18 protein-coding genes are annotated in these 19,644 nt (G+C 61.4%); 11 read left to right on the top strand and 7 right to left on the bottom strand.

What is annotated here, in order from left to right; genetic code table 11:
* Nucleotide 1: 1 nt before the first annotated feature.
* From BR24_RS06580 to BR24_RS06570, 3 genes are read right to left on the bottom strand one after another with little or no spacing between them, the layout of a single operon-like run.
* On the bottom strand, nt 2-430 hold the full coding sequence (locus BR24_RS06580; protein WP_496540697.1) for a hypothetical protein: 429 nt from the start codon (nt 428-430) through the stop codon (nt 2-4).
* The gene (locus tag BR24_RS06575) at nt 430-1,533 is read right to left on the bottom strand and encodes a DegT/DnrJ/EryC1/StrS family aminotransferase (protein WP_496540696.1); all 1,104 of its coding nucleotides are present in this window, start codon (nt 1,531-1,533) and stop codon (nt 430-432) included. The genes BR24_RS06580 and BR24_RS06575 overlap by 1 nt, the downstream gene beginning before the upstream one ends.
* A 1-nt stretch (nt 1,534) precedes the next feature.
* On the bottom strand, nt 1,535-2,539 hold the full coding sequence (locus BR24_RS06570; RefSeq protein WP_496540695.1) for an NAD-dependent epimerase/dehydratase family protein: 1,005 nt from the start codon (nt 2,537-2,539) through the stop codon (nt 1,535-1,537).
* Between the two features lie 316 nt (nt 2,540-2,855).
* Between BR24_RS06570 and BR24_RS06565 the strand changes: the two genes are divergently transcribed.
* From BR24_RS06565 to hisG, 7 genes are all read left to right on the top strand, one after another.
* Nucleotides 2,856-3,914 (top strand): elongator complex protein 3, encoded by a 1,059-nt coding sequence (locus tag BR24_RS06565; protein WP_496540694.1) that lies wholly within the window; start codon nt 2,856-2,858, stop codon nt 3,912-3,914.
* Nucleotides 3,915-3,975: 61 nt separating this feature from the next.
* Nucleotides 3,976-5,103 (top strand): amidohydrolase family protein, encoded by a 1,128-nt coding sequence (locus tag BR24_RS06560; protein WP_496540693.1) that lies wholly within the window; start codon nt 3,976-3,978, stop codon nt 5,101-5,103.
* Nucleotides 5,104-5,890: 787 nt separating this feature from the next.
* Nucleotides 5,891-6,823 (top strand): aspartate carbamoyltransferase catalytic subunit, encoded by a 933-nt coding sequence (locus tag BR24_RS06555; RefSeq protein WP_496540692.1) that lies wholly within the window; start codon nt 5,891-5,893, stop codon nt 6,821-6,823.
* Nucleotides 6,824-6,835: 12 nt separating this feature from the next.
* Complete coding sequence (locus tag BR24_RS06550) at nt 6,836-8,122, top strand: dihydroorotase (RefSeq protein WP_496540691.1); 1,287 nt, start codon at nt 6,836-6,838, stop codon at nt 8,120-8,122.
* 64 nt (nt 8,123-8,186) lie between these two features.
* On the top strand, nt 8,187-9,515 hold the full coding sequence (locus BR24_RS06545; protein ID WP_496540690.1) for an HD domain-containing protein: 1,329 nt from the start codon (nt 8,187-8,189) through the stop codon (nt 9,513-9,515).
* Between the two features lie 330 nt (nt 9,516-9,845).
* Entirely contained in the window at nt 9,846-10,217 is a 372-nt protein-coding gene (gene hisI / locus BR24_RS06540; RefSeq protein ID WP_496540689.1) for a phosphoribosyl-AMP cyclohydrolase, read from the top strand.
* Nucleotides 10,217-11,095, top strand: a complete 879-nt coding sequence (hisG, locus tag BR24_RS06535; protein ID WP_496540688.1) for an ATP phosphoribosyltransferase — start codon at nt 10,217-10,219, stop codon at nt 11,093-11,095. Before hisI ends, hisG begins: the two co-directional genes overlap by 1 nt.
* Nucleotides 11,096-11,703: 608 nt before the next feature.
* Here the strand turns inward: hisG and dapF are convergent.
* Nucleotides 11,704-12,564 (bottom strand): diaminopimelate epimerase, encoded by an 861-nt coding sequence (dapF, locus tag BR24_RS06530; RefSeq protein ID WP_496540687.1) that lies wholly within the window; start codon nt 12,562-12,564, stop codon nt 11,704-11,706.
* A 95-nt stretch (nt 12,565-12,659) separates the two neighbouring features.
* Entirely contained in the window at nt 12,660-13,613 is a 954-nt protein-coding gene (locus BR24_RS06525) for a DMT family transporter (RefSeq protein WP_496540686.1), read from the bottom strand.
* 171 nt (nt 13,614-13,784) lie between these two features.
* Between BR24_RS06525 and BR24_RS06520 the strand changes: the two genes are divergently transcribed.
* The gene (locus BR24_RS06520; protein WP_496540685.1) at nt 13,785-14,174 is read left to right on the top strand and encodes a hypothetical protein; all 390 of its coding nucleotides are present in this window, start codon (nt 13,785-13,787) and stop codon (nt 14,172-14,174) included.
* Here BR24_RS06520 and BR24_RS06515 read toward each other — a convergent pair.
* Nucleotides 14,128-15,249, bottom strand: a complete 1,122-nt coding sequence (locus tag BR24_RS06515) for an MORN repeat-containing protein (protein WP_496540684.1) — start codon at nt 15,247-15,249, stop codon at nt 14,128-14,130. The two genes, BR24_RS06520 and BR24_RS06515, sit on opposite strands and share 47 nt — an antisense overlap.
* 124 nt (nt 15,250-15,373) lie before the next feature.
* Between BR24_RS06515 and BR24_RS06510 the strand changes: the two genes are divergently transcribed.
* Together BR24_RS06510 and trxC are read left to right on the top strand one after the other, a co-directional pair.
* Complete coding sequence (locus tag BR24_RS06510; protein WP_496540683.1) at nt 15,374-16,162, top strand: sugar phosphate isomerase/epimerase family protein; 789 nt, start codon at nt 15,374-15,376, stop codon at nt 16,160-16,162.
* A gap of 53 nt (nt 16,163-16,215) precedes the next feature.
* The gene (trxC, locus tag BR24_RS06505; protein ID WP_496540682.1) at nt 16,216-16,638 is read left to right on the top strand and encodes a thioredoxin TrxC; all 423 of its coding nucleotides are present in this window, start codon (nt 16,216-16,218) and stop codon (nt 16,636-16,638) included.
* A 489-nt stretch (nt 16,639-17,127) separates the two neighbouring features.
* On the opposite strand, the gene BR24_RS06500 is transcribed toward trxC, so the two are convergent.
* Nucleotides 17,128-18,804, bottom strand: coding sequence for a Na+/H+ antiporter NhaC family protein (locus BR24_RS06500; RefSeq protein WP_496540761.1), 1,677 nt, complete (start codon nt 18,802-18,804; stop codon nt 17,128-17,130).
* Between the two features lie 236 nt (nt 18,805-19,040).
* Here BR24_RS06500 and BR24_RS06495 point away from each other — a divergent pair, with 236 nt between their 5' ends.
* Entirely contained in the window at nt 19,041-19,610 is a 570-nt protein-coding gene (locus BR24_RS06495; RefSeq protein WP_496540681.1) for a peptidylprolyl isomerase, read from the top strand.
* Nucleotides 19,611-19,644: the final 34 nt, after the last annotated feature.

Here is a 19,644-nt window from a genome sequence, read left to right as displayed (position 1 = left end):
CCTAGCTCCGGGCTCCTTCGTGGAATTGTTGCCACAGGCTGTTGGATGAGCGCAGGTAGCGATCCTGCTCTGCGCCTCGGTTTTTCAAAATCCGCGAGAGAATTTCCGTGGTCCTCACGGGCTCGTCCCACATCCACCACTGGAGAAAGATCCGCTGCCAGCCGGCGGAGATGAGCAGGTCGATGCCCATGCCCTCGAACTGCCGCCTGCTTGCGTCGTCCTTCATGGCGTAGGTGGCGGGATGCACCACCGGAACCCCGAGGCTCTCGGCCAGCGGGCGCAGGTCCTGATAGTCGGCAATTCCGTCGCTGTGGGAGGCGTCCATGTGCAGCAGGCAGGCAACGTCGTATCCCGCTTGGCACACGGCGCAAAGAATGTCTGCGCAGGTGGACTGGTTGCCCGCTATGGCGATGGTCTTGCCGCGGTTCATCACAGCACCTTTTTCAGGGTTTCGAGTACCTTGTCCTGTTCCGCCGCGGTCATGCCGTGGTACAGAGGCAGGGCGAGGGCTTCGTTGTACGCCCGGATGCTGCCGGTCATGTCGCCTTCGATGCGGCACAGGGGATTGTCCGCAAAGGCTTCGTGCATGTGCAGGGAGAAGGTGCCGATCTGCACCTCGATGCCCGCAGCGCGCATGTCCGCCATGACGCGGTCGCGCTCGGGGACGAAGACGCAGAAGGTCTGCCACGAATGATCGCCGTCCGGGGTGATGCCGGGCAGGGAGATTCCGTCCGCGCCGTCGAGCTTTTCCCGGTAGGCTTCGGCCAGCCTGCGGCGTTCGGCGAGCAGGTCGTCAACCATGCCCATCTGCTCAAGTCCCACCGCCGCAAGCAGGTTGCTCATCTTGTAATTGGTGCCGATGCGGCTGAACTGCGATCCTGCCCTTGAAGTGGCCGCACCCATGCCGAAATGCTTGTAGGAGAGCATCCACTCGGCCCACTCGGTGTTGTTCGTGGTCACGGTGCCGCCTTCACCCGTGGTGATGAACTTGCGCGGGTGGTGGCTGAATACCGAGATGTCGGCCAGCGCACCGGTCATGGTGCCGTCAAAGGATGACCCGAGGGCGCACGCGGCGTCCTCCACCATATGCAGTCCGTGTCGCTGCCTGATTTCGTTCAATCTCTTCCAGTCCAGCGGGTTGCCGAACAGGGAAACCGGGATGACGGCCCGCGTCTTGTCGGTGACGGCGGCTTCCAGCGCATCGCAGTCCATGAGCATGGTGTCCGGGTCCACGTCGACGATCACCGCGGTAGCCCCTACGATGTTCACCACGGACGCTGTTGCCGGATAGGTGTAATCCGGCACGATAACCTCGTGGCCCGGACCGATGCCCAGCGCGCGCAGGGCCAGTTCAAGGCCGGTGGTGCAGGAGGTGACCGCGAGGCAGTGCGCCGCGTCGCAGAATCCGGCGATGTGCTGCTCGAACTCACGGGTCACGGGGCCTTCCGTGAGGTAGCCGGAGTCGAGCACCTGCGTGACGCGCTCCTTGAGGGCGTCGGTGATTACCGGTTTGATGAGCGGGATCTCGTACATGCTATTTGGCCTTCCTGCGCCTGCGGTCCACTTCCTCGATGTGGCTCTTGCGCCACTCGATGAGTTCGGACAGGCCTTCGCGCAGCTGTTTTTCGGCCTTGAAGTCGATCTCCTGCTCCGCCTTTTTCGGGCAGCCCACGCGGTTCTTCACGAAGGTCAGCCCCCCGGGCTTGTACTCGATTTCGAGGTCGGAGCCCGTCAGCTCCAGCAGCAGTTCGGCCAGCTGCTTGATGGAGGTCTTGATGCCGGTGCCGACGTTGTAGAAGCTGTCGGTGGCGTCGGATTTCATGGCGCAGATGTTGGCGCGGGCGCAGTCGCCAACGTACACGAAGTCGTAGGACTGGGAACCGTCGCCGTAGACCACCGGGGGCAGCCCCTGATCCAGCCTGTCGAGAATTTTCATGATCACCGCGATGTAGGTGCCCTGATAGTCCTGACGCGGGCCGTACACGTTCATGTAGCGCAGCCCGTTGTAGTCGAAGGCCTGATCCGTATCCTTGTAGCGATGGTGCAGGGAGCGGCACATGTGCTCGCCCGCGATCTTGGTGGCGCCGTAGAAATTGGTGTTGTTGTACGGGTGGTCCTCCTTCATTGGTTCGGAGACCGCGTCGCCGTAAACCGACGCGGAAGAGGAGTAAACCAGCTTTTTGACGCCGTTGTTCAGCATGGCTTCGAGCACGTTGAAGGTGCCGCCTATGTTGACCTCGAAGGCGGAACGTGGAAAATCGTAGCAGTGCAGCAGCCACAGGGCGGCGAGGTGGAACACCCCGTCCACGTCCTTCATGGCGGCGTCGAGAATGTCGCGGTGCAGCAGCTCCCCGCCGAGGTCGAAGATGGTGACGCGCGGGTCTTTCAGGGCCGAGGCGAGGTTCTCCTCGCTGCCGCGCGTGAGGTTGTCGTAGACGCGGACTTCCCGGACGCCCTCGTCCAGAAGTTGATCCACGAGATGGGAGCCGATGAACCCGGCGCCCCCGATGACCAGCATTGTCTTGTCCTTGAGATCCATGTTTCCGCTCGCTGTTTCGTTTGGTAGAGGTCGAAGATGTGTAGCAAGGCTCATGCCACGGCGGGTGAGCCCGGGGGCCGCTTCAGGGTCAGTCTCGGCAACTGTATAGCCAACAAAACCGTTTATCAACCTGTTGATCGATTCATCGACGGTTTCTCGCAGGGACTTTATGCCTCGCGCCGGGATGGGAAAACCTTTCCATGTCCGTCAATATCCCGGCAGGCAATGTTTGCCCGGTGTTTGCGGAGGGCTGCCTCATCTCAACGCGCCATGGCACGGCAAGAAAGAAAGGGAAGACGGACAAAGCGAACCAATCATGCACTTAATGATTCCAGCTCCCAAGAGGCAGAAGCGAAAGAATTCGCTTTTCCCGGTGTTTATCCCCTTCGCAGGGTGTCCGCACCGGTGCGTGTTCTGTTCGCAGAACGCCCAGACAGGGCAGGAGTCGCGACCGCTCTCCGAGGTGCTGCAACAACTGGACGCCGACCTTGCCAAGGCCCGCAAGGCTGGTCGGGGGCCCTATGAGCTGGGATTCTTCGGCGGCACCTTCACCGCACTGCCGGACCCGTGGCCCGAACGATTTCTCGCCGCTGCCGCGCGCCATCGCGAGGCGGGCGCGGTTTGCGGTGTCCGCTGTTCCACACGTCCGGATGCGGTTTCGTCGGAATCGCTCGCCCGACTCAAGGAATTGGGGCTCGACATGGTCGAACTGGGCATCCAGAGCTTTGATGACGACGCTCTTCGCAGGTCCGGCAGAGGGTACGACGGCAAAACCGCCAGTGACGCCTGCGACATCGTGCGTCGGTCCGGACTCGGCCTGGGCATTCAGCTCATGCCCGGACTCCCCGGTGACCGCCCCGGCGTGTTCCGAAATGACGTGGAGATCGCCCTGCGACTGGCCCCGGACTGCGTGCGTCTGTATCCCTGCGTGGTCATGGAAGGCACGCCGCTGGCCGAAACATGGCGGCGCGGCGAATACCGGCCATGGCGCCTCCCCCGTGCAGTGGAAGAGCTGGCCGAGGCCCTGAACCGCTTCCGCGAGGCCGAAATCCCGGTTATCCGCATGGGGTTGGCCCCGGAAGCGGAGATGAACACCTCGCTCCTAGACGGCCCGTGGCATCCCGCCTTCGGCCAGTCCGTCAAGGCGCTCGCGCTGTACCGCCACCTCAAACCGCATCTGCAAAAACACCCCGGCCCGGTCGCGCTCGCGGTGCCCAGACGCCTTCAGGGAGAATTTCTCGGTCACGGCAACGAGTTGCTGCCGGAATACGAAACCCTCGGTCTGTCCCGTCACGCCCTGCGCTTCGAAGAGCGAGAGGATTTCCTGCTAGAAAACCTGCAAACGACGGTGGACCCCGAAGACAAAATCCGTTAGTCACCATGCAGCCGCGCGCAGCGGAGGGGTCCGTTGCGCCAAAAAACCGACGAATCGGAACATGACCGAACTGCACCGCGCAGCACGCGCACTGACGCTGGTCCCCGGACAGCCGCCCATCATTGATGCGGCAATTCTCGTCCGCAACGAGACCATCATAGAGGTCGGCACCCACGCCGACCTGTCCCGCTCCTTTTCCGGCAGAACCATCGACCACCACGACGCCACCCTCGCCCCCGCACTGGTCAACGCGCACTGCCACCTCGAACTCTCGCATCTCGAAGGACAGACCATAAACGGCACCGGCTTCGTCCCGTGGGTCGAGCACCTGCTCTCGCTCCCCCTCATGGATCCGGACCCGGAAACCGTCCGCGAAGCATGCCGAAAGATGAAACGATCCGGGACCGCGATGGTCGGGGACATCGCCACCCGTTTTCCAGAAACAATGGCCGGAATCCTTCAGGAAACCGGCCTTTTTTTCGTCTCCTTCGCCGAAGCCATAGGCGAACAGCTCCCGGACTCCACCATCCCCGGCGGCCACTACGAAATCGGCAGACACTCAGCCGCAGGACACAGCCTCTACACCACCCACACCAAGCTCCTGCAAGCCGCCAAAAAGGAAACCGCAGCACGCAAGCTGCCGTTCTCCCTTCACCTGTCCGAACATGAAGACGAACGCAACATCATGCTCGGCAACCAAAGCGATTTTCTCGACATGCTCCAGTCCAGAGGAAGGCTCCTCGACTTTAATCCACCCGGCAAACGCCCAGTGCAACACGCAAACGACCTCGGCCTGCTCGACAACCAAACCCTCGCCATTCATTGCGTGCAACTCGACGAAGCCGATATCCAAACCCTCGCGAGGACCGGAGTCACAGTCTGCCTCTGCCCACGTTCCAACGAGTTCATAGGCGTCGGCCGAGCCCCATGGGAAAAACTGCACCAAGCCAATATCCCCCTCTGCCTCGGCACCGACTCCATAGCCTCCAATCATGACCTCGACCTCTGGAACGAGGCCCTGCATCTCAAACAACACTGGCAAGGCAGACTGGAACTCGAAGATATTTTGCAAATGATGGCGCCGAACCCCGCACGCATCCTCGGCGAAAACCGGCTCGGAACCATCGAACCCGGCAAGGCCGCACGATTTGCCAAAGTGCCGCAAGACGTGCTGGATGCCTTTCGGTAACGGTGCCTCCGGCGGGCGGGGCGCTGCCCCTGCACCCCGCCAAAGGGGCGGGCCCCCTTTGGAATCCCTGAGTTGTCAGCGGCGCTGCTGCTGCCGGGGATAGGGGGGCGCGAAGGACGCGTTTGTGCAGCATCGCTGCTGACGGGGTCGGGCAGGAGTTTATTGTGGTCTGTTGGGGCGGTGGAGATTGTTGAGGCGGACTGTTTGGGGCCTCGCCACCGCCTGAAGCGGTCCGCCAAGCCGACTACGGGCTTGCGCTTTTGGAACGCTCGAGACCGGCTTGGCAGGCCAAAAAGTTTTGGGAGATTCTTAAGAACCCTTTCCCAAAAGGGTTCTTAAGCCCCCGGCGGGAACAGGCCTCCGGCGGGCCTTTCAGGCGGACCAAAGGGGCGGGCCCCCTTTGGAATCCCTGGGTTGTCAGCGGCGCTGCTGCTGCCGGGGATAGGGGGGCACGAAGGACGCGTTTGTGCAGCATCGCCGCTGACGGATTTGGTCAAAGATTTTTAGTGGTTTGTTGAAGTCGGTTATGGCTGGAGCGGTAGGGGGATGAAGTAGCTCCACCGCCCTGAACATTCCGCCAAGCCGACAACGGGCTTGCGCTTTCAGGGAGCCGAGGCCCGGCTTGGCAGGCCAAAAAGTTTTGGGAGATTCTTAAGAACACTTTTCCAAAAGGGTTCTTAAGCCCCCGGAGGGTACGAGTTGTCGTGCGCGACGAACCTTTCGGGTTGTGATAATGGATCAAGGTAATAGCGAAGAGATATCGGCCTAGGCCGTCGGAGGCAGAGACATGCAGTGGTTGCACAAGGATTTGTTGGACGTTTCGCAGTTGTCGCGATCGGAGGTGATGTCGCTTTTCGAGACGGCGCGGCATTTTCAGGAGATCAACGAGCGTCCGGTGAAGAAGGTTCCGACGTTGCGGGGCCGCAGCGTGGTGTTGTTTTTTGCCGAGCCGAGCACTCGTACGAAGACGAGTTTTGATGTGGCGGGCAAGCGGCTGTCTGCGGACACGTTTTCGTTGGCCAAGAGTTCTTCTAGCCTGACGAAGGGCGAGACGTTGAAGGACACGGCGTTGACGTTGCAGGCCATGGCTCCGGACGCCATTGTGATTCGTCACTGGTGTTCGGGTGCGGCCCGGTTCATGGCGGACCGGTTGGATTGCAGTATCATCAATGCCGGGGACGGGCGTCATGCGCATCCTACGCAGGCGTTGCTGGACGGGTTCACGTTGTATCAGGAGTGGGGCGATCTTTCCGGCAAGACGGTGTTGATTCTTGGTGACGTGACGCACTCGCGGGTGGCTCGTTCCAACGTGATTCTTTTGAACAAGATGGGTGCCCGGGTTCGGATATGTGCTCCGCGGACGCTTCTGCCTCGCACGGTGAAGACGTGGCGGGCTGAGGTGTTTCATGATCTGGACGAGGCTGTTCGTGACGTGGATGCGGTGATGTGCCTGCGGTTGCAGCTTGAGCGGCAGAAGCAGGGGCTGTTGCCGGATCTGCGGGAGTATGCTTCGACGTACGGGCTTTCGGCGCGGCATTTGGAGAAGGCTTCGCGGGATGTGCGGGTGTTGCATCCGGGGCCGATGAACCGGGGTGTGGAGATTGCTTCCGACTTGGCTGACGCGGACTGCTCGCTGGTGCTCGATCAGGTGGCCAACGGGGTGTCCATGCGTATGGCGCTGCTTTTCCAGTATATGACCCGCAAGGGCGGGGAAGAATAGGAGACCGGGGATATGTCCAGAATGGATTTGCTGGTCCGTCGGGCCATGTTCGAGGGCCGCGAGGTGGACGTGATCGTCAACGAGGGGCGCATCGTGGAAATACGCGACTGCTCCGCGGAGATCGATCTTGAGGAGTTCGAGCTGGTGGAGGATGCGTACGGGCTGCAGCTCATGGCGAGCATGACGGACGTTCATGTGCATCTTCGCGAGCCGGGTTTCGAGTACAAGGAGGACATCCGGTCCGGTCTCGGCGCTGCGGCGTGGGGCGGGTTCGGCAACGTGCTCTGCATGGCGAACACCAGCCCGGTGAATGATTCGGCTTCGGTGACCGAGGCCATGCAGGAGAAGGCGAATATCTACTGGCCGGACGGGCCGAGGCTCTTTCCCATAGGTGCGCTGACCAAGGGGCTTAAGGGCGATGAACTGGCACCCGTTGCGGAGCTTCGTGACGCGGGGTGTGTTGCGGTCTCCAATGACGGGGTGCCGGTGAAGAACACCGATCTTTTCCGCAAGGCCATGGATTACGCGGCCAACTTCGGCATGACGGTCATCGACCACTGCGAGGACCCGTACATGGCGGTGGGTGTCGGGGTGAACGAGGGCGAGGTGTCCGACCGCCTTGGTCTGGCGGGGCAGCCGGATATTGCCGAGGCGCTTCAGGTCTCGCGTGACGTGCTGCTGGCTGAATATCTCGACATCCCGATTCATCTGGCGCACGTCTCGTGCGAGAAGGCCGTGGAGATCATTCGGCAGGCCAAGGCGCGCGGGGTGAAGGTCACCGCGGAGACCTGCCCGCACTATCTGCTGCTCACGGACGAGTGGCTGGAAGTGCCGGAGAACGAATACAGCGCCATGGGCAAGGTCAACCCGCCGCTTCGCACGGAGCGTGACAGGCAGGCCATGGTCGCGGCGCTCAATGATGGCACCATCGACTTTCTCGCCACCGACCATGCGCCGCACGGGATGCATGAGAAGGAAGTGGAGATGGACGTGGCTCCCTGCGGCATCTCCGGGCTGGACACGGCCCTGGCGTCCACCTGGGCGCTGGTGCAGGACGGCACGCTTTCCCGCGAGGCCTTCGACCGCGCGTGGGTGACCGGGCCGGCGCAGACGTTTGGGTTGCCCGTGAATCGTTTCCAGCCGGGAGACTCGGCGGACTTTTTCCTGTTCGATCCGGAAGAGGAGTGGGTGGTCGAAGCCTCCGCCATGCACTCCAAGGGAAAGAACACCCCGCTTGCCGGGACCACCCTGAAAGGGCGGGTGAAAACTCATTTTCTTGCAGGGAAAAAAATAGTATAGGGAACCCTGCGTCCGCCCGGACGACTCCCGCTAAGGATAAATAATTCCGCAAGGAAGGAGATATATGAGCCAGCCTTTCAAAGAAGCCGTGGGTTTTTGCAAAACCATCATGCGAAACGGCTTTGACGCCTACGTCATCAATGCGCGCCTGCAGGAACTGACTCTTACCGAGACCGGGGCCGAGCAGGAACTGGACATCTGCACCGAAGCCAACCTCGAAGAGCTCCAGCGGATGTTCCCGAACATCCAGCCCTCGCAGGACAAGGGCATCGTGGGGACCTTCACCGAAGGGGGAGTGACCTACTATTTCTACCCTGCCGACGTGGAGCTGAGTTCCTATACGGAAGACACTGTCTCCAAGATGACCCCGCGCCTGCTCAAGCGCCTCGAAGCGCGCGGCGACATTCCCCTGTCCTCGGTTTGCCCCTACATCCCCAAGGCCAAGGACATGTACGCGGACTTCGCGGACCTGTCCTCCGGGGTCATCCGGTTCAAGGGAATCGCGGACGAGGCCCTGAAAAAGGATTACTCTCTGGCCTACCGCGCCCTTCGCTTCGCGGCCAACTACAATCTGGAGATCGAGCCCAACAGCTGGATCGCCATCGTGCGCAATTCCCGCCGCGTGCTCGACTACGTGCCCACCCGCGAGTTCATCGACGAGTGGCGCAAGGTCGAGGCCGAGAGCATGTACAAGTTCCTTGAACTGCTCTTCGAGTCCATGCTGCTGCACGGTCTCGTGCCGGAACTGGCGGCTCTGTCGCGCGTCAAGCAGATCAAGAACCCCGAGGAAGGCGAGGAGTCGGTGCTGCAGCACACCATCGACGTCATGCGGGCCTACCCCGAGGAGCTGCCTTACGACTGGTACGGCACCGTGGCCTGCATGTTCCACGACGTGGGCAAGCTCTACACCGCGGACTACTATGACGACGAGTGGCATTTCCTTCAGCACCACCGCGTGGGCGCCAAGGTCACCCGAAAGATCCTCAAGCGTCTGAGCTTCATGCCCGAGGATATCGACCTGATCTGCGATCTGGTGCAGAACCACATGCGCCCGCACTTCATGCTCACAGACCGGGGGATCCGTCGCCTCAAGTCGCTGGACGAGTATCCGCGCATCATGGAAATGGTTCGTGCGGACATCAAGGCCCGCGGCGGCTCCTGGCGTGAGTTCAACCACAACCTCAAGATGGCCGAACGCGCGGACATCCCCGAGGACGAGATCGAACCGCTGCTCAACGGCAACCAGATCATGCAGGCCACCGGCCTCAAGCCCGGTCCGCAGGTGGGCGCCATTCGCGACGCGCTGCTCAAGGCGCAGATCGCCGACGACGTGCATACCGAGGAACAGGCGATCGCTTTTGCCAAGGCCTACAAGGTCCGCCACGGCATGTAGGCAGCGTTTGCAAAAAAGACAAAAAGGACCTCGCCGAGCGCGGAGGTCCTTTTTTTTGGCCGATGATATCCGGAGTAGCGTTCGGAATACAGGTATTCGTGCCTCAGCGTTTGAAGTGCGTGCTGTTCAGACCGGCGAGGCCGGCCGTCAGCAACTGTCCGGCAGAGAACGCTGACAGGGGAGGGGCCGGTCGCCGAATGTTGCCTGATCGTTGCAGGCCGTACACGCGTAGCCGATAATCAGCTATTGCGTAACTCGCCATGACTCGTTATGTAATCAGGCCCGACCCGCCGCCCGGGTCGCAAAGTATACATTTACAAAGGTGTAAAAATGAGACCAGACTTCGAGAAAATGAACGGCTTGGTTCCCGCCATCGCACAGGACGCCGAGAGCGGCGAGGTCCTGATGATGGCCTACATGAACGAGGAATCGTGGGATAAGACGCTGGAGACGGGAGAGGTTCATTACTATTCCCGCTCGCGCAGGAAGCTTTGGCATAAGGGCGGCACTTCGGGGCATGTACAGAAGCTTCATTCCATTCGTCTGGACTGCGACGACGACACCATACTCTTGCTTATCGAGCAGCTCGGCGGCGCGGCCTGCCACAAGGGTTACCGCAGCTGCTTTTACCGTGAATTGAAGGACGGGGAAGTCACTGATTGCTCCCCCGTGGTTTTTGATCCCAAGGAGGTCTACAAGTAATGTCCGGAAACAATCTTCGACTCGGTGTTCCCAAGGGTTCCCTTCAGGAGGCAACCACCAAACTGTTCGCCAATGCCGGCTGGAACATCCGTCTGCACCACCGGAATTACTTCCCCGACATCGACGACCCCGAGCTGACCTGCTCCCTCGCCCGCGCGCAGGAAATGAGCATGTACGTGGAACGGGGCACCTTCGATGTCGGCCTGACCGGCAAGGACTGGATCATGGAGAACAACTCCGACGTGGTCGTCGTGGATGACCTGATCTATTCCAAGGTCTCCAACCGTCCGGCCCGCTGGGTGCTCTGCGTCAACGGCAGCTCTCCCTTCAAGCGCCCCGAAGACCTCGAAGGCTGCAAAATCGCCACCGAACTGGTCGGTTTCACCAAAAGCTACTTCGAGTCCATCGGCGTGAACGTGGAGGTCATGTTCTCCTGGGGAACCACCGAGGCCAAGGTGGTGGAAGGGCTCTGCGACGCCATTGTCGAAATCACCGAGACCGGCACCACCATCAAGGCCAACGGCCTGCGCATCATCGCCGAGCTGATGCAGACCAACACCCAGCTCATCGCCAACAAGGACGCCTGGAACGATCCGTGGAAGCGCAAGAAGATCGAAGAGATCAACATGCTGCTCCAAGGCGCCCTCAGAGCCGAAAAGATGGTCGGCCTCAAGATGAACCTGCCCAAGGACAAAATGGCCGACGCTCAGGACCTGCTGCCCGCAGTCACCTCGCCCACCGTGGCAGAGCTTCAGGACGGCAGCTGGCTCTCGGTCGAAATCGTCATTGAAGAAGCCGTGGTGCGCGACATCATTCCCCAGCTCAAAGACCTCGGCGCAGAAGGCATCATCGAATACCCGCTCAACAAAGTCGTCTAACGATACGCTCCACTATAGAAAAGGCCGCCTTCCGAAAGGAGGGCGGCCTTTTTTTGTTTTCGACGCGAGAGAAGAAATTTGCCTCCGACGGCAGGAGTGCGAAGGTGCTGCCGCATGGCACCAGTCAACCGTCGGCCGACCGTCTTTTTGGCTTGCGCCGCCGCTTTCGGCGAGGGGGCTATAATGCGCCAACTGCTCCGTGCAGAGCATCTGTGGCCCCAGACACCGCCCGGACCTTCATGACCGGGCAAAAGAACCCTTATGCCACGACTGGCAATTGCTGCGGCCCTTGGTGGACGGGAGAAGATGCTTTGCCGGGAGTTCTGAAGGGAGTGTCCGGGCTAACGGTGTTCCTTGAAACTGAATCTGATTAAGGGAGTCCGTCAGCCAAGACGCACGACACCCAAATCCCCGTCAGCGGGGTTACAGCATGGACGCGGGTTGTGCGGTCGCATGGACCCTGCGCTGCAACCCCGCTGACAACCCGGGGATTGCAAAGGGGGCCCGCCCCTTTGCCGGGGTGCAGGGGCGGAGCCCCGCCCGCCGGAGGCAAAAAAGGCCGCCCTCCCAATGGAAGGCGGCCTTTTCCTGCATCATGAAGTGAAGTCTCAGGGCAGTTTGAGCCCCATGGATTCGGGGTAGAGTTCGCCTTTGAAGACGAGGGTGGCGGCGCCTTGCAGAAAGGTGTTGCCGTTCTCGAGTGCGATGGTGAGAACTTCTCCGCCGGAGGTGGTGAGGGCGGCTTCCGCGTTGGTCAGGCCGAGTTCGTGTGCCACGAGCTGGGTGGCGGCGGCTCCGGTTCCGCAGGCGTAGGTTTCGTCTTCGACGCCGCGTTCATAGGTCCGCAGGAGCATCGTGTCCTTGTCGAGCACCTGTGCGAAGTTGGCGTTGCAGCCCGCGGGGGCGAAGTGGTCGTGATAGCGGATGGCAGCGCCGAGGCGCTGAATGTCGATGGCGTTCACGTCGTCGAGGAAGACGACTGCGTGGGGGACGCCGGTATCCACATGGTGGACGGTGAGGGTCTGGCCGTCCACTTCAAGCTCGGTGTTCAGGGTCATGCCCTGCGCCGGGGTGAGTTGAATCTTCACTTCGCCGGCTTTCTCGCCTTCGAGGATGACTTCGGCCTTGATGGGGCCGGCGTCGGTGCCGAAGGTGTGTTCGCGGGGGGCCGCGCCGAGCTCGTAGGCAAGGCGGCCCATGCAGCGGGAGGCGTTGCCGCACATTTCGGCGCGGCTGCCGTCGCTGTTGAAGAAGTGCCAGCGATAGTCGACACCGGAGCCTTCCGGCGCGTTGTCGATGAAAAAGAGTCCGTCAGCGTAGACGCCGAAGGCGCGGGCGCAGATTTTTGTCACCCAGTCCTTCATTTCGGCTTCCGGCAGACCGAGTTCGCGATTGTCGATGACCACGAAGTCGTTGCCGCAGCCCTGCATCTTGAAAAAGGGCACGCTCTGCCCGAAAAAGTCGCTCATTGCTCAACTCTCCGAATGTATCTTGGGATTGATCGTCTTCAGTCCTTGTCTGCCAAGGGTTGCCCGTTGCGGGCCGAATGTCAAGCCGCGCAAGGTCAGGGCTTGAGCTGGGAGATGATCATGCCCACCAGCATGAGACCGCAGCCGATCAGGGCGCGCACGCTCAGGAGTTCGCCGAGCATGAGGAAGCCGCCGATGGCGGCGAACACGGACTCGAGGCTGAGAATGATGGCGGCGTGCGCTGAGTTGGCGTCGCGCTGGGCGACCACCTGCAGCGTGTAGGCCACGCCCACGGACATGAGGCCGCCGTAGAGAATCGGCAGGGCCGCGCCGGAGAGGCCGACCATGGTGATTTCTTCGGTGAGCAGCGCGCCCACGAGGCTCAGGAGGGCGCAGACCGCGAACTGGACACTGGAGAGCTTGACCGCGTCCACGCCGTCCATACCGGGACACATCTTGCCGATGATGAGCACGTGAACCGCCCAGAAGACCGCACTGACGAGCACGAGGGCATCCCCGAAGTCGATGGAGAAGCTGCCGGAGAAGGAGAGCAGGTACATGCCGATCACGGCCAGTACGCAGCCTATCCATGAACCGAGTCCGGCGCGCTGGCCCATGGCAAGGCCCATGAGCGGGACGAAAACCACGTAGAGTCCGGTAATGAATCCGGCCTTGCCCGCTGTGGAGGGGGCGAAGCCGAAGCTCTCGAGAAGCGGGGCGGCGAGTCCCAGCTGCTGGAAGGTGGAGCCGAGGAACAGTGCCGTGCCAAGGATGAGTCCGCCCTTGACGAGAAACGGTGTGGTGGCGGGGGAAACGGCCGGGGCGTCGTCGGGGACGGCGACCGGCTTGGCGACTCTGGCGGCGTCGCGCTGACGCTCCATCACCCTGATGAGCGGAATGAGCGCGGCAGCGCCGAGGGCGAAGCGCACCGCGTTGAAGGTGAGCGGCCCCACGTGGTCCATGCCCACGCGCTGGGCGACGAAGGCGAAGCCCCAGATGGCGGCGGTGACAAACAGCAGCAGATCGGCCCGGAGCGCGCGTGTATTCATGCAATGACTCTCCTTCGAATGTCCTGTGAACTGCGGGTGAATATCCCGAATGTGCGCTGATTTCAAGCGGCTGCGAGCTGCGGATTTCCCGAATCGGGATTTACCCCTATTGCTGTGGCGCGAGTAGGCCGATCAGAAGTACGGCATCGTAATTCAGCACAAGGAGCGTGCATGGGAACCGTAGTTGCGCTAGACAGGTTCCGCGAGGCGGCCCGCCAAGGGGAAACGGCGCGTCCGCCCAAGCCCGACATCCGCGGCAGCGAGATATGGGGACGGAACTATTCGAATATCGAGGACGTGGTCTTCGGCCTTCTCAAGGCCCGGGACATCGTCGGCTATCACATGGGACACCATGACGAGGACGTGGCCATGATGATGCTCGACGCACTGGAAAAGGCTTATAAACTTGACGAGTGCGGCCACGAGGCGCTGGTCGTCGCCATCAGACCTCTCAAGCAGTATCTGGTGGATTGCATGACCGAGGGGAACCGCCGGGACATCTCCATGGCCATAGTCATTCTGGACCTGATCGAGAAGTCGCCTCTGCATCAGAAGAAGTAGCGTTGCCCGGTGCCGGTGCCACGGCACCGACAGTGGCATTGTCGGCGGAGGCGGCTCGGGTCGCGTTGTCCTGTGCGCCGTGCTGCTCGGGCTGTCCGCTCGGGAAGGCTCTGTTGCGTTCCCGCATCTGCCTTTTCTTCAACTCGCGGAACTCGTCTTCGTCGAGATACCGCACGAACCCGCCTTCTTCCCACAGGGCATGGCGGACCGTGCCGTCCGGATAATGAACCGTACCGGGACCGTGCCGCTGACCGCTCTTGTAAGCGACCACGAACAGAAAGCCCTCTGCCTGCCGGAATGCGCCCGGTCCCTCGCGCATGTCGCTCTCGAACCGCCCCATGAACACGTCGCCGTCCGCAAAGTGGTAGATGCCCTCGCCGTGACGCGTGCCGTTGACTTCCTCGCCCTCATAAACGTCACCATTGGGGAAATAGCGCGTCCCCTGCCCGAAGCTGCGGCCTTCGCGAAATTCGCCCTCGTACCGCTGTCCCGTGTCGAACACGTAGACGCCGGTGCCGTCCGTGCAGTCTCCGGAAAGACAGCCCGTGGGATATTTCGGGTCCCAAGGGACTTTGGGCGGGGCAGGAAGCGTTCCGTTCCACTCCAGCTCGGTGGGCTGCTCACCATGCTTCAGACGCCGCACGAATCGACCGTTGATCCACAACTCGCGGACAACGGACCCGTCAGGCTCCACACGCAGCGCGGGCCCGTGGCGGTATCCGCCGGCGAAGGTGCCGTGAAAGCGGGCGCCGTCGCGGTCGGTGAAGATGCCGTCGCCGTGCTCCCAGCCATGATGAAAGCTCCCTTTGTGCTTCCAGCCGCGCCAGCCGTGCAACGTGCCATTGCCGTGCGGTCTGCCGTCATAGACGTCGCCTTCGTACCACGCGCCGGCGGGATAATGGATGGTCCCCGTGCCGTCGGCCGTAGCGTTGTGGAACTCGCCCTCGTAGCGCTTGAGGTCGTCGTAAAGATATATCCCTTCACCTTCCGTGCAGTTGCCCGAAACACAACGCCCCGCCAGTGCAGGCGTCACGTTCACGGCAAGCAGGCCGATCACCAGAAGCAGCATTCGCATCGTCGTCCTCCAGCCGGAGTTGTAAAACATAGCGACCCTGAAATCCACCACCGTTCACCGCCGCATCACGGCCCTTCCCCGAATATCCCCTTGCTTTTGCCTCTGACCGGGGCATGATGCTTTCATGGAAGCCCCTTCGCACCCGACGGTACTGCTGTCCACCGGCAGCCTTTTCCACCTGCCGCCCGCACACGTGGCAGGGCTGGCCGCTCGCGCAGGGTTTGACGGTCTGGAACTCATCGTCAATTCACCCGAAATGGCCCCGGGAGAAGGCATGACCGCCGTGCACGAGGCCTGTCCGATCCGCAGCCTGCACGCCCCCTTCCGCAACTGGAGCCGCTGGGGCGGACACCTCAACTCGTGGCGCGCCACCACCGCCCTTGCCAATCATCTGCCGCAGGCCAACCACATCACCCTGCACCCGCCGCAACCCGGACTCGGGGGACTGATCTCCTCCCGCTGGTTCCAACGCGCCTACGACCTGGCCGACCTGCTCGACGCCAAGGGTCGCGTGGAGTATTCGCTCGAAAACATGCCATGGGTCGAAAGCCCCTTCGGCAAGGATCCGCTGGACAAGCTCATGGATCAGTGCCGCGACAAGAACGTCGGCCTGACCCTCGACGTCTGCCATCTCGGCGTTTCCGGCCGCGACATCCTCGCAGCCCTCCACCGCGTGCCCGACGAGTTGCTCCGGCACGTCCACTTCTCCGACGCCAGAGGACACCGCGAACACATGGCCCCCGGAACCGGAACCCTCCCACTTGCCGATTTTCTGCGCGAGCTCGCCGCTCGCCGGTACAGCGGTCTGATTACGCTCGAGCTGGAACCCGCGGCCTTCCCGAACGACGACGAAGGCATCCTCGCCGAACTGAAAACGCACCTGCGCTTCATGACGGAAAAACTCGGCCTCTGATCTTGCCGTAATCCACAGGATTGCTATCATGGTTCAAAAAAGGACTTACGACCATGATGCACGCAGTCTGCCCAAAATGTTCAGCCACCAACCGGATCGACGTCAGCCGGGCCGCTCAGGCTGCCTGCGGCAAATGCAAGACGCCGCTCCTGCCGAAGCACCCCGTCGAGCTGACCAGCGCCAACTTTGAAAAAATCATCGCCAACTCCGGCGTACCAGTGCTCGTAGACTTCTGGGCATCATGGTGCGGCCCCTGCAAAATGATGGCGCCGCAATTCGAAAAAGCCGCCACAGAACTCGCACCCGATATGCTCCTCGCCAAAGTCGACACCGAAACCGAACAGCAGATCGGTGCACGATTCGGCATCCAGTCCATCCCAACACTGGTGCTGTTCGAGAAAGGACGCGAAAAAGCAAGGCAGCCCGGAGCCCTCAATAGCGCAGACATCGTCCGCTGGGCATGGGCCAATGCATAGGAACGCTCCGGTCACGGAGACTGTTTTTTGCCTCCGGCGGGCAGGGGCTCCGCCCCTGCACCCCGGCAAAGGGGCGGGCCCCCTTTGCAATCCCCGGGTTGTCAGCGGGGTTGCAGCGCAGGGTTCATGCGAGCGCACACCCCGCGTCCATGCTGCAACCCCGCTGACGGGGATTTACGTTCCGTGCGTCTTGGCTGACGGAACTTCATGTGTTGCCTTCTTAGGTGATCAGTTCGATCCTCCTCAGACGCTTCCCGTCACTTGTGACCAGCAACCGCCGTTCGCCCCTGCCAAGCCGCCTACGCGCCGAGGCTTTTGGAAAGCCTCAACGCGGCTTGGCAAGCCAAAGGTTTTTGGGAGATTCTTAAGAACCCTTTTGCAAAAGGGTTCTTAAGCCCCCGGAGGGCCGCCGGAGGCACTGCAAAAAAAGGGAGGATCGTTTGATCCTCCCTTTTTGATTGCCGGATGGCTTTTCCGCTTGTGTTTGTTTTAGGCCTGTGCGTCGACGGGCTTACCGACGAAGCGCACGGTGAGAGCGACGGCGAGCAGTCCGCCGGGCAGGGTGATGTAGAGCGGCACGCCGAGTCCTGCGGGCAGGTAGCCGAACAGGATGGAGATGGTGGCGACGCTGATGGCGTACATGAGCTGCGTCTTGACGTGGTCTATGTGGTCACACGCCGACCCCATGGAGGACAGGATGGTGGTGTCCGAGATGGGGGAGCAGTGGTCGCCGAAGATGGCTCCGGTGAGGACGGCGCCGACGTTCATGACGACATAGTCCGGGGCCGGGTTCAGGGCGAACGCCAGGGGGATCGCCAGAGGCATGAGGATGCCCATGGTGCCGTAGGAGGTACCGGTGGCGAAGGAGATGATGGAGCCGAGGATGAAGATGATGCTCGGCAGCAGGAACGCCGGGAGGGTCTCGGAGAGCACGTTGACCAGATAGGCGGCGGTGCCGAGTTCTTTGATGACGCCGGACAGGGACCATGCCAGCAGCAGGATGACTGCGGTGATGTTCATGGACTTGACGCCGGTGACCCAGGTCTCGATGGCGTCCTTCACGGGCATGATGCGCTGGAAGACGGCCATGGCCATGCCGACGATGCCTGCAATGAGCGCGGCCTGGAACAGAACCACGGAGGCGTCCGAGGCGCCGAAGCATTCACGCATGGCGGCGAAGGACAGGGGCGAGGCGTTGATCTTTTCGAGCAGTGCGGGGTCTTCGATGGCGTTGTAGCCGTTGAAGTAGAAGCCGAGGAACGCGGCGACGATCAGGGTGCCGATGGGGACGATTGCGTTCCAGATGCTCGGAACTACGTGCGATTCGGGTTCCAATCCGGTGGCTTCGTCGGCGATCATGGGCTTGGCGTTGTCGGCCAGCACCTTGCCGGTCTTGCGGGCGCGCAGTTCGGCTTTGCGCATGGGGCCGTATTCGCGCAGGAACCAGATGGTGCAGATGATGAAGAACAGGATGAGGATGTTGTAGAAGCGGTACGGGATGGTTTCCACGAACACGCCGTATGCGTTGGCGTCCACGCCGATGGCATTGTAGCCGTCTCGGATCAGGCCCACTTCATAGGCGACCCAGGTGGAGATGAGCGCGATGCCCGCGATGGGAGCGGCCGTGGCGTCGATGACGAAGGCCAGCTTCTCGCGGGAGACCCTGAGGCGGTCGGTGACCGGGCGCATGATGGGGCCCACGGTCAGGGAGTTGGCGTAGTCGTCGAAGAAGATGAACAGGCCCATGACCCAGGTGACGAACTGGGAGCTGCGCGGGCTTTTGGCGCGCTTGGCCAGTGCGTCGGCGATGGCTTTTGCGCCGCCCATCTTGGAGACGAGGGCGATCAGGCCGCCGATGGCGAGGCACTGGAGCACGATGCCCGCGTTCCAGCTGTCGGCCAGCGAATAAAGAATTTCCATGGAGAGGCGCAGGAATCCGTCGACAAATGCGGAGTAAAGGTCGAATCCCTTCAGGTCCAGCATGAAGCAGCCGGAGAAGACGCCGAGAAAGAGGGAGAGAATAACGTTCTTGGTAATGAAGGCCAGCACGATGGCGACCACGGGCGGAATGAGGGTAAGCATTCCGAAAGTGGCGGCGTTGGCCGGGCCTTTGGAGGCGTCCGCGGCCAGAGCCGGGAACGCCACCGAAAGCACGGCGAGCGCCATGAAAGCGACGAGCCAGAAATTCCGTCGTAGCATGATGAGTCACACCTCGCTGTGAAAAGGGTTAATGTTGAGCAGAAAAGCAAGATAGACGTAATGAACTTTGTACAAAATTGCAATAAACATTCGTTTGCAAGCTCCGTGGCGGTCGAAAATTCGTTTCGCTGCGGTTATTGCGCTGATTATTCGATTGCACTATCCTGCCCTATCATCCAAATCGAATTCTACGGAGGTACCCGATGCGTTTCCTTTCCGCCCTCGTGCTTGCCCTTTCCCTGATGCTGACCGCTCCGGCGCAGGCGGCGCCCAACAAGGTGGTCACGCTCCAGACCAGCATGGGTCCGGTCATGATCATGCTGTATACCGACAAGGCTCCCAAAACGGTCGAGAATTTCCTGCGCTACGTGCAGGAGGGATTCTACGACGGCACCGTCTTTCACCGCATCATCAACTCGAAAAACATGAAAATCGTGCAGGGGGGCGGGTTCGAGCCGGGGATGCGCCGGAAGCAGACGCACGGCCCCATCGTCAACGAAGCGATCTATGGTCTGAAGAACGAGCGCGGCACCATCGCCATGGCGCGCACGCAGCATCCCGACTCGGCCACAAGCCAGTTCTTCATCAATCTGCAGGACAACGACTTTCTGAACGCCACTCCGGAGAATCCGGGATATTGCGCCTTCGGCAAGGTCGTCCGCGGCATGGACGTACTGGACAAGATGGTGGAGGTCCCCACCGGACACATGGGACGCTTCAGCGACGTTCCGCTCAAGCCCATCCTCCTCAAGAAGGCCACCATACGGCAGTAGGCTGGTCTTCCACACGGCATAAAAAGGGCGACCG

The organism is Pseudodesulfovibrio halophilus DSM 5663 (genome assembly GCF_059568665.1).
Note: the sequence above shows the minus strand (reverse complement) of the source record. Positions and strands in the feature narration are given on the sequence as shown.

Excerpts from the sequence above, each read along its gene's own strand:
- BR24_RS06580 (WP_496540697.1), bottom strand. The coding sequence starts at position 430 with ATGAACCGCGGCAAGACCATCGCCATAGCGGGCAACCAGTCCACCTGC.
- BR24_RS06575 (WP_496540696.1), bottom strand. The coding sequence starts at position 1,533 with ATGTACGAGATCCCGCTCATCAAACCGGTAATCACCGACGCCCTCAAG.
- BR24_RS06570 (WP_496540695.1), bottom strand. The coding sequence starts at position 2,539 with ATGGATCTCAAGGACAAGACAATGCTGGTCATCGGGGGCGCCGGGTTC.
- BR24_RS06565 (WP_496540694.1), top strand. The coding sequence starts at position 2,856 with ATGCACTTAATGATTCCAGCTCCCAAGAGGCAGAAGCGAAAGAATTCG.
- BR24_RS06560 (WP_496540693.1), top strand. The coding sequence starts at position 3,976 with ATGACCGAACTGCACCGCGCAGCACGCGCACTGACGCTGGTCCCCGGA.
- BR24_RS06555 (WP_496540692.1), top strand. The coding sequence starts at position 5,891 with ATGCAGTGGTTGCACAAGGATTTGTTGGACGTTTCGCAGTTGTCGCGA.
- BR24_RS06550 (WP_496540691.1), top strand. The coding sequence starts at position 6,836 with ATGTCCAGAATGGATTTGCTGGTCCGTCGGGCCATGTTCGAGGGCCGC.
- BR24_RS06545 (WP_496540690.1), top strand. The coding sequence starts at position 8,187 with ATGAGCCAGCCTTTCAAAGAAGCCGTGGGTTTTTGCAAAACCATCATG.
- hisI (WP_496540689.1), top strand. The coding sequence starts at position 9,846 with ATGAGACCAGACTTCGAGAAAATGAACGGCTTGGTTCCCGCCATCGCA.
- hisG (WP_496540688.1), top strand. The coding sequence starts at position 10,217 with ATGTCCGGAAACAATCTTCGACTCGGTGTTCCCAAGGGTTCCCTTCAG.
- dapF (WP_496540687.1), bottom strand. The coding sequence starts at position 12,564 with ATGAGCGACTTTTTCGGGCAGAGCGTGCCCTTTTTCAAGATGCAGGGC.
- BR24_RS06525 (WP_496540686.1), bottom strand. The coding sequence starts at position 13,613 with ATGAATACACGCGCGCTCCGGGCCGATCTGCTGCTGTTTGTCACCGCC.
- BR24_RS06520 (WP_496540685.1), top strand. The coding sequence starts at position 13,785 with ATGGGAACCGTAGTTGCGCTAGACAGGTTCCGCGAGGCGGCCCGCCAA.
- BR24_RS06515 (WP_496540684.1), bottom strand. The coding sequence starts at position 15,249 with ATGCGAATGCTGCTTCTGGTGATCGGCCTGCTTGCCGTGAACGTGACG.
- BR24_RS06510 (WP_496540683.1), top strand. The coding sequence starts at position 15,374 with ATGGAAGCCCCTTCGCACCCGACGGTACTGCTGTCCACCGGCAGCCTT.
- trxC (WP_496540682.1), top strand. The coding sequence starts at position 16,216 with ATGATGCACGCAGTCTGCCCAAAATGTTCAGCCACCAACCGGATCGAC.
- BR24_RS06500 (WP_496540761.1), bottom strand. The coding sequence starts at position 18,804 with ATGGCGCTCGCCGTGCTTTCGGTGGCGTTCCCGGCTCTGGCCGCGGAC.
- BR24_RS06495 (WP_496540681.1), top strand. The coding sequence starts at position 19,041 with ATGCGTTTCCTTTCCGCCCTCGTGCTTGCCCTTTCCCTGATGCTGACC.